This window comes from Bradyrhizobium sp. USDA 4452 (assembly GCF_054063575.1).
Genome location: NZ_JBSSGK010000001.1, coordinates 6,565,819 through 6,578,342, shown reverse-complemented (window position 1 = coordinate 6,578,342; position 12,524 = coordinate 6,565,819). Strand labels below are relative to the sequence as shown.

Genomic DNA, 12,524 nt, shown 5'->3' with positions numbered 1-12,524 from the left:
GATCAGACACCCGGGCTCGCAGACAGGCCGGTGATGCGGATGCCGGCACCGGGCACCTTGTAGCGCCGATTGATCCCGATCAGCACGGATGTCAGCGCCTCCGCCGCCGCCGAGTTTGCCAGCACGCCGCCGTCGATGCCCGCGGATGCAACTTCGTTCGCAAGACCAATGACGATGTCGCGCGCCGCCTTGTCGTCGCCAAAGACCAGAACGTCGCAATCCGCCTTGCCGCCCTGGTGCAGCTTGGTTGCGCCCACATTGTGGAACGCGGAGACGACGCGCACGCCGGGTCCCAGCAACTGCTGCGCGATCTGCGCGGCCGATCCGGCGGACGGAAGCTGGACGACCGACACTTTCGGCGGCACCAGCGGGACCGCCGCATCCACCACGATCTTGCCCTGCACCACGTCCTTGACTTCGTTCAGCGTCGCATCATGGCTGGCGAATGGCACAGCAACGACCACGATGTCGGCAGCCCTGGCAGCGGCGGCATTGTCGTCGCCCGCGACGTCACCGGTCATGGTCTCAGCCGTGCTCCGGGCCTTCTCCGCGGAGCGTGAACCGAGAATGACCCTGTAACCGGCCGCAAGCCAGCATTTTGCGAGGCCGGATCCCAGGTCACCGGTTCCTCCAAGGATGGCAATCGTCGACTTCGTGTTCATGTCTCGGTGGCCTTTCCAGGATTAGTCGAGGGGCATTTCGGTGAGCGGCACGAGCTTGACGCCGGCCTTCTCGAGGCCTTCCCGCACCGCACGGGCCGTGGCGACGCCCGTGGGCTCGTCGCCGTGGACGCACAGCGAATGGACCTTGCATTTGATCTTCTTGCCGTTGCGGGAGGTGATGGTGTTGTTCAACACCATGTCCAGCACCTGCCGGGTCGCGACCGCGGCGTCCTTGATGACCGAGCCCGCGATCTTGCGCGAGGTCAGATTGCCGTCGTCGTCGTATTGGCGATCGCAGAAGCCTTCGATCGCGACGGCAAGTCCGAGCTTGCGGCCGGCCTTCTCCATCTCCGACCCCGCCAGCGCCACATAGATGATGCGCGGATCGACGGCCTTGATGGCGCGGCCGATGGCCAGCGCGTATTCGGCGTCTTCGGCGGCCATGTTGTTGAGCGCGCCGTGCGGCTTGAGGTGGGTGACCCGCTCGCCCTCGTAGGCCGCCATCGCCTGCAGCGCGCCGATCTGATAGGCGACCATGTATTCGAGGTCATCGGGGCGCATATCGATGCGTCGACGCCCGAAGCCCCAGAGATCGTTGAAGCCGGGATGCGCACCGATCGTGACGCCGAGGCGCTTGGCTTCGCGCACGACGTTGCGCATCACCCGCGGGTCACCGGCGTGAAAGCCGCAGGCGATATTGGCCGATCCGATGATCTCAAGGATTCCGGCATCGTCGCCGATGTCGTAGGCGCCGAACCCTTCGGCCATGTCGGCGTTCAAGTTGATCGATATGGTCATCCGTCACCTCGTGCGCTTGAGCTATAACATCCTATTATTGGTATGACAATATGTTTACCTAGACAATTTTCCCGCTTTTCCGAACATTGGTTTGGACTACGAAGACAGTACGGAGGTGGTGAGAACCGCATTGAACTATCATACCAATGATAGTATGTATTCAACTCTCTAGCAAGCTACGCTGCCCGACGACGATACGACCGATCAGCGGCGGCTGCTCCACCAAACAACTCATCGCGAAGGCCGGTTCGAATGTTCCTGTCGAATACAAGTTCATCTCACGAGCAACCGCTTGACCCGGCGGATGCCGCTACGCTGGCGCGTGAGGAAGCCAGCGAAGTCGAGCGCTTTCTCAGCTTCCGGCCGAACCACGCCGAAACGCCGCTGCGATCGCTGCCGGCGCTCGCCCGCGAATTCGAGGTGAAGTCCATCCATATCAAGGACGAATCGCATCGGCTCGGCCTCGGCAGCTTCAAGGCCCTGGGCGGATCCTACGCCGTCGTCAGGCTACTGCTGGAGCATGCCGGCAGCAAGCTGGGCCGCGCGGTGGACATCAGCGAGATCGGGACCCCTGCCATCCGCGAGATCGCGCGCAGCCTGACCGTCGGCTGTGCCACCGATGGAAATCACGGCCGATCGGTCGCAGCCGGCGCGCAGATGGTCGGAGCCAAGGCGGTCATCTTCGTGCATTCCGGCGTCACGGACGAGCGCGTACAGGCGATTGCCCGCTTCGGCGCGGAAATCGTTCGGGTGCCCGGCACCTACGACGACTCCGTCGCTGTCGCCGACAAGGTCTGCCAGGACAATCACTGGATCGTCGTCTCTGATACGTCTTGGCCCGGCTATGAGCGCATCCCCGGACTGGTCATGCAGGGCTATACGGCGATGCTGAACGAGATCCTCCGGCAGCAGCCGGAGGCGCCCACCCATGTCTTCGTCCAGGCCGGAGTCGGAGGCCTCGCGGCGGCAGTCGCCGGTTACTTCGATGTCGTCTTCGGCAAGAGCCGGCCGACATTCGTGGTCGTAGAGCCCGAACGGGCTGCGTGCCTCTATCAAAGCGCCGTTGCGGGCGCGCCGATCAAGATCGCCCATGGCGAGCCAACGATCATGGCGATGCTCGAATGCTACGAGCCTTCTCTGGTTGCGTGGCGCATCCTGTCGCGAAAGGCGGATGCGTTCATGATGGTCGGCGAAGAAGGCGCCGCGGCAGCGATGCGCCGGCTCGCGCACCCGACCGGCGGCGACCCGGCCATTGTGGCCGGCGAAAGCGGCGCCGCGGGACTGGCTGGCCTTTGGCGCGCCGCCAAGAGCAGCGTTACGCGTGAAAAGCTGGGCTTGAACCAGGCATCGCGTGTGCTGCTGATCAACACCGAAGGCGCGACCGACCAGAAGCGCTACACGGAGATCGTGGGAGCTTCGCCGGCGAGCATCCTCGCTTAGCGGCAATGAGGAGCGGGTCTTGCGCCCGCTCCCTCGTCAGGCCTTCGTTCGCTTCTTCGATTTTTCGAGAAGATCGGAACGAAGCGCGAAGCAACTGCGATGATAATGGATATTGGCGACGTAGACCGCGATGTCGTTGCTGTCGACCAACACCAGGCGACAATCGGCAGTTGGTTCACCGAGGCCGATCTTGAGCAGCTCGGCCGTTTCGGGATCGGCCACGCCGATCGTCACGACCTGATGGGCATGGGCGAGCGTGATGTCGTCCATCTCCATGATCTTGGTCAGCGCAGCCGTGTGGGTGAAGCGCTTGCGGTCCTTGAGATAGAGGTTGCGCGCCAGATGGAGATTGACGACCGAAAACGGCTCGTCCTCGTTGTACTGAACGCTTCTGAGAAAGGCGTAGCCGGCGGCAGGCTTTCCTTCATGCGCGGCGAGCCGGGGCGGCTCCGCATTCTCCTCGACATAGACGCGCTTGAGGACGTTGTTCCTGACGGAATCGACCATCGACTCGAAATCGTTGGCCAAGTTCAGCCAGTGACGATTCTTGGGCCGTCCGGACACGAAGGTCCCACGACCCTGCTGCGCATCGAGAAGACCCTCGTTCCGCAACATCTCGATCGCCTGCCGGACCGTAACGCGCGCGACACCGAATTCGGTTTCCAGCTCCTCGATGGTCGAGATCTTGTCGCCCTCTTGCCATTGCCCGGACTCGACACGCTGACGCATCACGGATGCGACCTGCACGTAGAGGGGGACCCGGCTGCGCTCGTAGTTTGGGACTAGCTTATTCATGATAGTAAGATAGTCCATTTCATCGCCAAAGGCGAGTTTTTATCGCCGGACAACTAGGATCGTCGCAACAGCCATCGAAGCCCGCGTCTCAGATAATCCAACGCCATCGATCGCATGAGCGCGCCGGCGTCGAATTCCCTGACCATGGCCGGCTCACCCTCGCCCCCTCCCGATCGATGGGAGAGCCTTGTCTCGAGGTTCTGGACAAAGACAGCGATGATTCGTCCGGCCACATCCTGGATCAGGCCCGAGCGGCTGAACTGCGCCAGGGCCCCAGTCAAAGTGAAGCCAATGTTGAGATCGACCCTGGTTTGGCTTTCCGCGTCACCCGGCTTGACGGCATAGCCGATCAGACCGCGGGTCGAGGAGTTGCTGCGCTTGTCCTTGCCTGCGCCGACAATCGTGCCGGTGCGGGTCGCATCGTCGCGCGTCACGTCGGCGATGCCCTGAAATTCGGCAGAGATCGGCCCGACCTTGATCTTGATCTGGCCGTCGACGTGACCATCGACCGGCTCTCGGGCGAGCGATGCGCCCGGCAGGCAAGCCGCGACCGCACCGATGTCGGAGAAGAAATTCCAGACGTCATCGACCGGATGCCCGACGGTGAAGCTCTGCATGAAGGTCGTTTGCGGCTTCCAGCTCGTATCCCTGAGCGAGGCCGCCGCCGGAGCTTCTGCTTTTTTCACAGCTGGTGCGGCGTTTGCCTTGGGCCGGACGGAAGCCGCAGTCACCGGGGTCGCATTGCCGGAGCCCGACGGTCCAAGGCGCGTCCGGTTTCCGTTTGGAATCGCCGCGATCCCTCGCTCCCGGCGATCCGCGATCACACCCTGGATCGCACGGACAATGCCGACATAGCCGGTGCAGCGACAAAGGTTTCCGCTCATGGCCACGCGAATGTCGCGCTCGCTGGGGTCCTGCATGCGCAGCACGACATCGCGCGCCGACACGACCATCCCCGGCGTGCAATAGCCGCATTGGAGGCCGTGTTCCCTTGTAAAGGCCGCACGCAGCTCGCGCGTGATCTCGTCGTCGTCAAGCCCCTCGATCGTCGTGACGTCTGCCTGCTGGCATGCCAGCGCGAAGGTGATACAGGAGCGCGTCGGCACGCCATCGACAAGCAGCGTGCACGCGCCGCAGACGCCGTGCTCGCAGCCCAGATGGGTGCCGGTCAGATTGAGCTTCTCGCGGAGAAAATCCGCAAGATGCGTCCGCGGCTGAATCTCCGCGCTGACCGCGCTTCCGTTGATGTTGAGGCTACAGATGCTCATTGCGGCCGCGCCTGCTCGATCGCGCGGCGCAGCGCGGCGACGTGGGTTTGCTTATCCAGGGGATCGACCATCCCTGCCTTCTCCAAAATCTCGCCGACGGCCCTGCCGTCGAAACTGTCGCTCAAACGCGGCGCGCGACCGTCGCCGATTACATTGCATGCCTTGGCAATGACGACCGGACGGCTCTCCGTTGCGCCAATCACCGCACGGCTGACGCCACGATCGGGGTCGGTCATGAAGGCGCCTATCGCGTGGGCGAATTCGCCGGTCTTGCGACAGCTCTTGTAGTAGCCCCAGCGCGCCGACTTGCTCAGTCGCGGCACCACAACGCGAACCAGAACTTCGCCGGGGCGCAGGTCGGCTTCCAGCGCGCCCACCATGTAGTCCTCAACGGTCACGATCCGCTCTCCGGCCGGACCACGCAGCACGACCTTCGCGCCTACCGCAGCGAGGATCGAGTGCCAGTCGGCCGACGGATCGGCATGCGTCAAGCTTCCGCCGATGGTGCCGCGATTGCGCACCGCGCGATATGCGATGCCATTGGCCACTGTCGGCAGCGCGCCGCGGGTGACGTCGGTGACGCGGAGATCCTCGATATCGGCATGCGTGACACAAGCCCCGATCGAGATTTCGTCCGCCCCATCACTGAAACAACGCAGCTCCTCGATCCCGGTCAGGTCGACGATCAGATCGGGCTGCACGAGCCTGAGATTCAACATCGGCCCGAGCGACTGGCTCCCGGCCATCATTTTGACGGTCCTGCTGTCGTCCGCGATGAGTCTGATCACCGCGTCGATCGCATCGGGGCGTGCGTAGTCGAAATTGACAGGTTTCACGCCGGCAACCCTTCCGCAACTTTGGGCGCCTTCTCCTCGCGGCGCTCGGCCGCGGTCCGAATGGCTTCGAGAACACGCCGTGGCGTCATTGGCGTGTGCAAGACCTGGGCTCCAAGAGGCCGCAATGCGTCATTGACCGCATTGCCGATCGCGCCTGGAGGCGCGATGGCACCGCCCTCGCCGATGCCTTTGACACCGAATTCCGTATAGGGCGCCAACGTCTCCATGTGGCCAAGCTTGGGCGCCGGCACTTCGGTCGGGCCTGGCAGCAGATAGTCGGCAAAGGTCGAAGCGAGCGGCTGCCCCGAGCTATCAAAATTCATCTCTTCATACATCGCGGTGCCGATGCCCTGCGCCAGCCCGCCGTAGATTTGCCCGTCGACGACCATGGGATTGATCAGCTGGCCGCCGTCTTCGACGACCACGTAGTCGATCAGCTCGATATCGCCCAGTTCGGGATCGACGGCGACCACCGCGATATGCGTTGCATAGCTGAACGTGCCGGAATCGCGCGCCGGCTTGTAGCCGATGGTGACTTCCAGGCCCCGCGGATCGACGGTTGCCGGCAGGTCCTGCGGCCGGCGGTACCAGGTGTGCGCGATTTCGTCGATCTTCACGCTGTTGGACGGACCAACGACCGCGCCATTCTGGAGCTTGACGTTCTCGACCTCGGTCTGCAGCAGATGCGCGCCAATGCCCTTGATGAGCTTGGCGAGCTCACGCGATGCGGTCGCAACGGCGCCGCCGGACATCACCGCGCAGCGCGATCCCCAGCTGCCCGTCGAGTAAGGCGTGTACTCGGTGTCGCCGTGAACCAGCTTGATGCGCGCGATGTCGATGCCAAGGATCTCGTGCGCGACCTGCGGAAGCGTGGTCTCCATGCTCTGACCATGCGAATGCGCGCCGATGCGCAGCTCGAGGCCGCCGTCGGGAGTCATGCGGGCGGTCGCCTGTTCGTGCCCCGGAACCATCGGGATGCCCCAGCCTGCGTAGACCGACGTGCCGTGCGCGCCCTGCTCGCAATAGACGGATAGACCGACCCCGATCAGCCGACCGTCTGGCTCACCTTTTTTCTGGCGCGCACGCAGACCGGGCAAGTCGATCTTTGCGAGAGCCTGCCGCAACGACTCCGGGTAATTTCCGCTGTCGAAATGCTTCTTGGTGATGTTGTCGAACGGCATCTGCTCCGGCCGCACCAGGTTCTTGAGCCTCACCTCGTAGGGTTCAAGACCGCATTCGTGTGCGATCGCGTCCATCATCAGCTCGATCGCGTAGCAAACGCCGGTGCGGGCAACGCCGCGGTAAGGCAGGATCGGGCACTTGTTGGTGGAGACCGACCAGGTGCGGCAGCGATAGGACGGGAAGTCGTACGGGCCGGGCAGGATGCTGGCGATCTGCGCAGCTTCGAGACAGGCCGAAAACGGATAGGACGAATAGGCACCTGAATCGACCGAGGCTTCGCACTCGACACCGCGCAATTTCCCGTCGCGATCGGCATAGACGGTGATGTTGTAGTGATGCTCGCGGCAATTCGCCCCCGCCGTCAAATGCTCGCGACGATCCTCAATCCAGCGCACCGGATAGCCGCAGCGCATGGCGAGCCAACCGAGGCAAACATCCTCCGTCAGCACGATGCCCTTGTAGCCGAAGCCGCCGCCGACATCGGGCGAGACGATGCGGATATTCAGCTGCTCAAGCTTGAGGCACTCCGACAGACCGTTGCGCACGATGTGCGGTTGCTGATTTCCGGTGTAGAGCACGAGCTGATCCATCCGCTTGTGCCAGACAGCGACCGTGCCGCGGCCTTCCATCGGCGCCATGCTCTGCCGCGCGGTCGATATCTCGCGCGTGATCTTGATCGGAGCGTCGTAGGCCGCCTCCATGTTGATGTCGACGAATGTCTCGAGGAACACATTGTCGCCCCACTCCTCGTGCACCAGGGCGGAGTCCGGACGCCGCGCCAGGAGCATGTCATGCACGGCCGGCAACTCCTCGAAATCAATTTCGACGGCAGCCGCAATGTCCTCGGCTTCCGCGCGGGTATCGGCGACGCACATCGCGATCAATTCGCCGACCTGACGGACCTTCTCGAACGCCAGGATCGGCTGATCGGAGGGCTTGAAGCCCGGCAATCCGGACACGGCGCGAATCGGGCGCGTGTCGGCCGCGATATCCGACGCAATGAACACGCTGCTGCGGAGATGTGACGGGATGCGAATATCCTTGATCCGCGCATGCGCAAGCGGACTACGGACGAACGCGACGTCGCGCATGCCGGGCAAGCGAATATCGCCGACATATTCGCCCCGCCCGCGAAGAAAGCGATCATCTTCCTTCCGGGCAATCGAAACTCCAACGCCCTGCTTTCCCACTCCGCGCCCTCTCTATCGTCCGCGTCCGAAGCAATCGACTGCTCGAACGAGATTCATTCTATTATCGCAATGATAGCATCACCACGATTGAGCGTCGAGTCTGGAGAACCCTCCCGCGTGCGACAATAGCGAGTTCGCACCACCGACGCCGCCAAAAAAAGGGGCCCAAACCGCGGGCCCCCTTTCCGATTGATCCGGCCTTTTGATTATTTGGCCGGGGCGGAGTTGCACCAGTCGTGGATGCTGAGCGCCATGACCTTGATGGCCGTCAGGTAATCATCGATCGAGACATACTCGTCATTCGCATGCATGACCGCCGTCGAACCGGGTCCGAAGATCACGGTTGGCGTGTTCGCGTACTTGTTCAGGAATCGCGTATCCGCCGCCCCCTGGCGACCCGAGATCGTCGGCTTCTTGCCGGTCACTTCCGTATAGACGTCGCAGACGGTCTGCACGATCGGATGCTGCACCGGAATCTCGGAAGCCTCGGCGTCGTAACCGACGAACTTCACCACGGGCGGATGGTCCTTCATCCAGGGATCCTGAGCCGCAACCTCGGCGATCTTCCTGACGAGGCTCTGCTTGACGCCCTCGTGGTCCTCGCTCGGCACGGTGCCGATCGATCCCTTCAGAACGGCGCTCGCCGGGAAGGCGCTCGGATAGTTGCCGGCCTGGAAGCTGCCGATGATGCAGGGCAAGGAGTCGATGGCGCTCGGGTAGAGCGCATGCTTGACGGTCGCAACGCGCTCATCTTCCAGCTCCTGCACCGCTTTCACGATCTTGTTGCCGAGCTCGATGGCGCTGATGCCGAGGTAGCGCTGCTGGATACCGGCAGGCTTGCCTTCGATGTCGATCTGGAACCAGATGCGCCCGATGCAGGCCGGCTGCACGAACAGGTCGCTGGTTTCGCCGGAAATGCCGGCATCCGCCTTGTAGCCGCGGATGACGGTGTCGAGCGTGCCGTGCCCGCTGACTTCCTCGTCGATGACGATGTTGATCATGACATCGCCCTTCGGCGTGAGTCCAAGTTCCTTCAGGTACTGGACCGCAAGCACATGGCTGGCAACGCCGCTCTTCATGTCGCACGAGCCACGGCCGTAGATGCGCCCGTTCTTGATCGAAGCCGACCACGGATTGTCGCTCCATCCCTCGCCGTTGCCGACGGGGATCACGTCGGTATGACCGTTGAGCAGCAGCGAGCGGCCACCGCCGGTGCCCTTCAGGGTCGCAACGATGTTGGGACGATTCTCATAACCGCGATCGACCGGGCGATAGCCGGGATGCTTCTTCAGCTCGTCCCAATTGGTCTCCCACATGTCGACGTCAAGACCGATCTCGGTCAGGTAGCCGTGCATGTGCTTCTGGATCGCGGCTTCGTCGCCGGTCACGCTCGGGATCGCGACCATATCCTGGAGGAACTTGATCGCGTGATCCTTCGAAGCGTCGACCTTGTCGATGATCTTCTTGCGTACGGGGTCAGTCATCTGCTTGTCGCCTGTGTTGATCGTTTCCGGGTTGGTTACTTGGCGCGCAGGCGCGGGATGATCTCACGCGCGATGGTTTCGACCTGGTCCGCCTGATACTTGTACGGGACGAAGATGATCTTCTGAACGCCGAGCGCAATGTGCTCACGCAGCTGGGCGACGCATTCATCGACCGAGCCCATGATGGCGCTCTCGCGGCTGCAATCGCTGTGAGCCGGGAAATCCCACTCCTTGTTGAGCCAGTCCATCATGTCGGCTTCGACCGCCTGCCGCGATTTGCCGATCATGATCGGCAATTGCGAGGCGTTCTTCAAAGTCGACGGATCCTTGCCGCCCTCCTTGGCGAAATTGATGATCTTGTCCCAGGACTTCTTGAAGTCGGCGGGACGATAGAAGTAGGTGAGCCAGCCGTCCCCGTTCAGTGCGGCGCGCTTCAGCACGGGATCGGCGTAGCCGCCGATCAGCAGCGGAATTTGCGGCTGCGCCGGCTTGGGATACATCACCGCCTTGGAAATGTTGTGGCGCATGTATTCGCCCGAAACGGATTCTTCAGTCCACAGCCGGCGCATGATCTCGAGATTTTCATCCATGATCTTGCCGCGCTTCTCGAAGGGAATGCCGAGCGCGTCGAACTCGCGCTTGTACCATCCGGACGCCATGCCCATGATCAGGCGGCCCTCGGACAGCTGATCCATGCTCGAGAGCTGCTTGGCGAGCGCCACGGCGTTGCGGAGCGGCAGCACCAGGATGCCGGTGCCCATCTTGATCCGCTTGGTGCGCGCGGCAATGCCCGTCAGCGTGGTCAGGGAGTCGATGATCGGGAAGTTCGGATCGACGCCGAGAAGCATGTGATCCCAGACCCAGACCGAATCGTAGCCGAGCTCCTCGACACGAACGCCATACTCGACGAGCGCCCGGGCGTTGGGCATTTCGGGATAAGCGGTGAAGTTGCGCGCGGCAATACCAAACGTGTTGGCGAGCGTGGTCATCAATAGATCTCCGGACTTGGTGTAGCTTTAAGCGGTGAAGAGACGGTCGGGATCGAGCACCCGCAGCGTCTCGAGTTCGTGATCGGTCGGCGGCGACGTGACGTGGAGGTTCTCGTCGAAGTCGAGCCTGAAGCCGGTATTGTCCTGCACTTCCTCGCGGCTGACGCCGGGATTGAGCGCCAGCACCTTGATGCGCCGGGTCCTGTCATCGAAGCCGAACACGGCGAGCTCGGTGATCACACGCCACATGCCGCCGCTGGGCAGGCCGGAGTCGCGCCGGCTGGCGCCGCCGCGGATGAAACCGGGGCTGGTGATGAAGTCGACCTTTTCGACGAAGCGACGCTTCTCGTGCTTCATCGCGACGATCATGTTGGTCAGGCTTGAGATGTCGTTGCCGCCGCCGGTACCCGGCAGGCGCGTCTTCGGCTTCGCCGGATCGCCGATGAACGACGAGTTCAGATTGCCGAACTGATCGATCTGGGCGCCGCCCATGAAACCGACGTCGACGTAACCGCGCTGGAGCAGCAGCAAGACATCGGCGCTGCCGAGGACCATGTTGGCGCGCTTGGTGCAGCGCTGGTCGTTGGTCGACGGAGGCAGTTTGCCGGGCTCGACGAAGGCGCCGACCACGCCGCCCTCGAACAGAATGGTGAGGGCCGGACAGCGGGTGCGCTGGGCCAGGGTTGCAGCGAGTAGCGGCACGCCGATGCCGGCGAACACCACCTGCCCGTCCTGCAGCTGGCGCGCGCTCAAGATCGCGAGGATTTCGCTTGCGGTGTAGCGCTGCGCCTCAGTCATTAAAGATGCTCCTGCCCTTCTGCGTTGCCTCCAACACCTCATCCATGCCGATCAGCGAGAGATATTCGTTCCAGGACTTCGGGCTGTAGAAATAGCGGTCGAGATATTCCTGCATGCCCTTGACGGGATCCGCGTTGACCTGCGTGACATAGGCTTCCATGTGCCGCATCATCGGCTCATAGAGGCCGTAGCATTCGTGGGGCGCCGATCCGTAGGGAACCTCGACCACCGCGTCGACGCAGAAGAACGGAATCTTCGTCTGGTCCGGCGCGCGCCGGATCTGGTCGTTCGAGACGATCCGCTCGGTCGTGAGGATCACGCTGTTGGCGGCGAGCGCAAGATCGATGTCCATGAATTGCAGGCCGTCGATCTGGGCGTTGCCGTAGGGGTCGCAGCGCTGGACGTGGATCAGCGCGACGTCGGGGTTGAGCGCGGGAACCAGCAGCACTTTCTCGCCGGTGAACGGACAATCGATCTGCTTGGCCTCGGGGCGCTGACCGACGATATCCGACCCCAGCATGGCGCGGGTCGGCAGGAACGGAACGCCCATGCCGCCTGCGCGAAAGCGCATGCCGACGGCCATGTGGCTCCATTCCTCATAGCGCTTGCCGCCATTCTCCACGTGATGCCGCATCACCTTGGACAGACCCCAGAGAATCCCCTGGGCGAACCAGCTGGTGACGACGTGGTTCGCAATGCCGGATCCGAACACGAGGTCGCCGTCCGTCGAGACGATGCAGCGCGAAATCGAAAGATCCTTGCGATGCTGGCGGATCAGCTCCCAGAGCATCGCCATCGGCGTGCGGGACATGGTCGACCCGCCAATTCCCACCTTCATGCCGTCTTGGACGAAGCCGGCCGCTTCCTCGAGCGACACCACCTTTTCGCGCAGGCTTCGATCGCGCTGCGCCATCTTCTCTCTGAGCCGCGTATACGGCTCCACCAGTGTATCCGGCAAAACATCCTCCTTGTCGGCAACCGGCAGCGGCTGAGGAGCGAACCGCAGGCCCTTCCTGCCAATTGGACCTATCGTACTAATGTTAGTCCCATACGTCTAGCGGAATCTTCGCAACGTCCCAATC

11 protein-coding genes are annotated in these 12,524 nt (G+C 62.8%); 1 reads left to right on the top strand and 10 read right to left on the bottom strand.

Going from position 1 to position 12,524, the window contains the following annotated elements:
• Positions 1 to 2: 2 nt before the first annotated feature.
• On the bottom strand, positions 3 to 662 hold the full coding sequence (gene npdG / locus ACVISU_RS30800) for an NADPH-dependent F420 reductase (RefSeq protein ID WP_456709449.1): 660 nt from the start codon (positions 660 to 662) through the stop codon (positions 3 to 5).
• Between the two features lie 21 nt (positions 663 to 683).
• Positions 684 to 1,460 (bottom strand): LamB/YcsF family protein, encoded by a 777-nt coding sequence (locus ACVISU_RS30795; protein ID WP_083992067.1) that lies wholly within the window; start codon positions 1,458 to 1,460, stop codon positions 684 to 686.
• Between the two features lie 252 nt (positions 1,461 to 1,712).
• Between ACVISU_RS30795 and ACVISU_RS30790 the strand changes: the two genes are divergently transcribed.
• The gene (locus ACVISU_RS30790; protein ID WP_050401067.1) at positions 1,713 to 2,900 is read left to right on the top strand and encodes a diaminopropionate ammonia-lyase; all 1,188 of its coding nucleotides are present in this window, start codon (positions 1,713 to 1,715) and stop codon (positions 2,898 to 2,900) included.
• A 36-nt stretch (positions 2,901 to 2,936) separates the two neighbouring features.
• Here ACVISU_RS30790 and ACVISU_RS30785 read toward each other — a convergent pair whose 3' ends face one another.
• From ACVISU_RS30785 to ACVISU_RS30750, 8 genes are all read right to left on the bottom strand, one after another.
• Complete coding sequence (locus ACVISU_RS30785; protein WP_097677035.1) at positions 2,937 to 3,695, bottom strand: GntR family transcriptional regulator; 759 nt, start codon at positions 3,693 to 3,695, stop codon at positions 2,937 to 2,939.
• A 53-nt stretch (positions 3,696 to 3,748) separates the two neighbouring features.
• Positions 3,749 to 4,963: a xanthine dehydrogenase family Fe-S subunit gene (locus ACVISU_RS30780; protein ID WP_456709448.1), complete on the bottom strand. Its 1,215-nt coding sequence runs from the start codon at positions 4,961 to 4,963 to the stop codon at positions 3,749 to 3,751.
• Complete coding sequence (locus ACVISU_RS30775) at positions 4,960 to 5,799, bottom strand: FAD binding domain-containing protein (RefSeq protein ID WP_050401070.1); 840 nt, start codon at positions 5,797 to 5,799, stop codon at positions 4,960 to 4,962. Before ACVISU_RS30775 ends, ACVISU_RS30780 begins: the two co-directional genes overlap by 4 nt.
• Positions 5,796 to 8,171 (bottom strand): xanthine dehydrogenase family protein molybdopterin-binding subunit, encoded by a 2,376-nt coding sequence (locus ACVISU_RS30770; protein WP_456709447.1) that lies wholly within the window; start codon positions 8,169 to 8,171, stop codon positions 5,796 to 5,798. Before ACVISU_RS30770 ends, ACVISU_RS30775 begins: the two co-directional genes overlap by 4 nt.
• Before the next feature lie 206 nt (positions 8,172 to 8,377).
• The gene (locus tag ACVISU_RS30765; protein WP_050401072.1) at positions 8,378 to 9,655 is read right to left on the bottom strand and encodes an ArgE/DapE family deacylase; all 1,278 of its coding nucleotides are present in this window, start codon (positions 9,653 to 9,655) and stop codon (positions 8,378 to 8,380) included.
• A 35-nt stretch (positions 9,656 to 9,690) separates the two neighbouring features.
• Positions 9,691 to 10,644 carry an LLM class flavin-dependent oxidoreductase gene (locus ACVISU_RS30760; RefSeq protein WP_050401073.1) on the bottom strand — a complete coding sequence of 318 codons (954 nt, stop codon included), beginning with the start codon at positions 10,642 to 10,644 and terminating at the stop codon, positions 9,691 to 9,693.
• A gap of 27 nt (positions 10,645 to 10,671) precedes the next feature.
• Positions 10,672 to 11,442 (bottom strand): CoA-transferase subunit beta, encoded by a 771-nt coding sequence (locus ACVISU_RS30755; protein ID WP_456709446.1) that lies wholly within the window; start codon positions 11,440 to 11,442, stop codon positions 10,672 to 10,674.
• Positions 11,435 to 12,355 carry a CoA transferase subunit A gene (locus ACVISU_RS30750; protein WP_456710939.1) on the bottom strand — a complete coding sequence of 307 codons (921 nt, stop codon included), beginning with the start codon at positions 12,353 to 12,355 and terminating at the stop codon, positions 11,435 to 11,437. Before ACVISU_RS30750 ends, ACVISU_RS30755 begins: the two co-directional genes overlap by 8 nt.
• Positions 12,356 to 12,524: the final 169 nt, after the last annotated feature.

Coding starts and splice junctions, on each gene's coding strand:
- ACVISU_RS30765 (WP_050401072.1), bottom strand. CDS start 9,655: ATGACTGACCCCGTACGCAAGAAGATCATCGACAAGGTCGACGCTTCG.
- ACVISU_RS30790 (WP_050401067.1), top strand. CDS start 1,713: ATGTTCCTGTCGAATACAAGTTCATCTCACGAGCAACCGCTTGACCCG.
- npdG (WP_456709449.1), bottom strand. CDS start 662: ATGAACACGAAGTCGACGATTGCCATCCTTGGAGGAACCGGTGACCTG.
- ACVISU_RS30785 (WP_097677035.1), bottom strand. CDS start 3,695: ATGAATAAGCTAGTCCCAAACTACGAGCGCAGCCGGGTCCCCCTCTAC.
- ACVISU_RS30750 (WP_456710939.1), bottom strand. CDS start 12,355: ATGGCGCAGCGCGATCGAAGCCTGCGCGAAAAGGTGGTGTCGCTCGAG.
- ACVISU_RS30780 (WP_456709448.1), bottom strand. CDS start 4,963: ATGAGCATCTGTAGCCTCAACATCAACGGAAGCGCGGTCAGCGCGGAG.
- ACVISU_RS30795 (WP_083992067.1), bottom strand. CDS start 1,460: ATGACCATATCGATCAACTTGAACGCCGACATGGCCGAAGGGTTCGGC.
- ACVISU_RS30760 (WP_050401073.1), bottom strand. CDS start 10,644: ATGACCACGCTCGCCAACACGTTTGGTATTGCCGCGCGCAACTTCACC.
- ACVISU_RS30755 (WP_456709446.1), bottom strand. CDS start 11,442: ATGACTGAGGCGCAGCGCTACACCGCAAGCGAAATCCTCGCGATCTTG.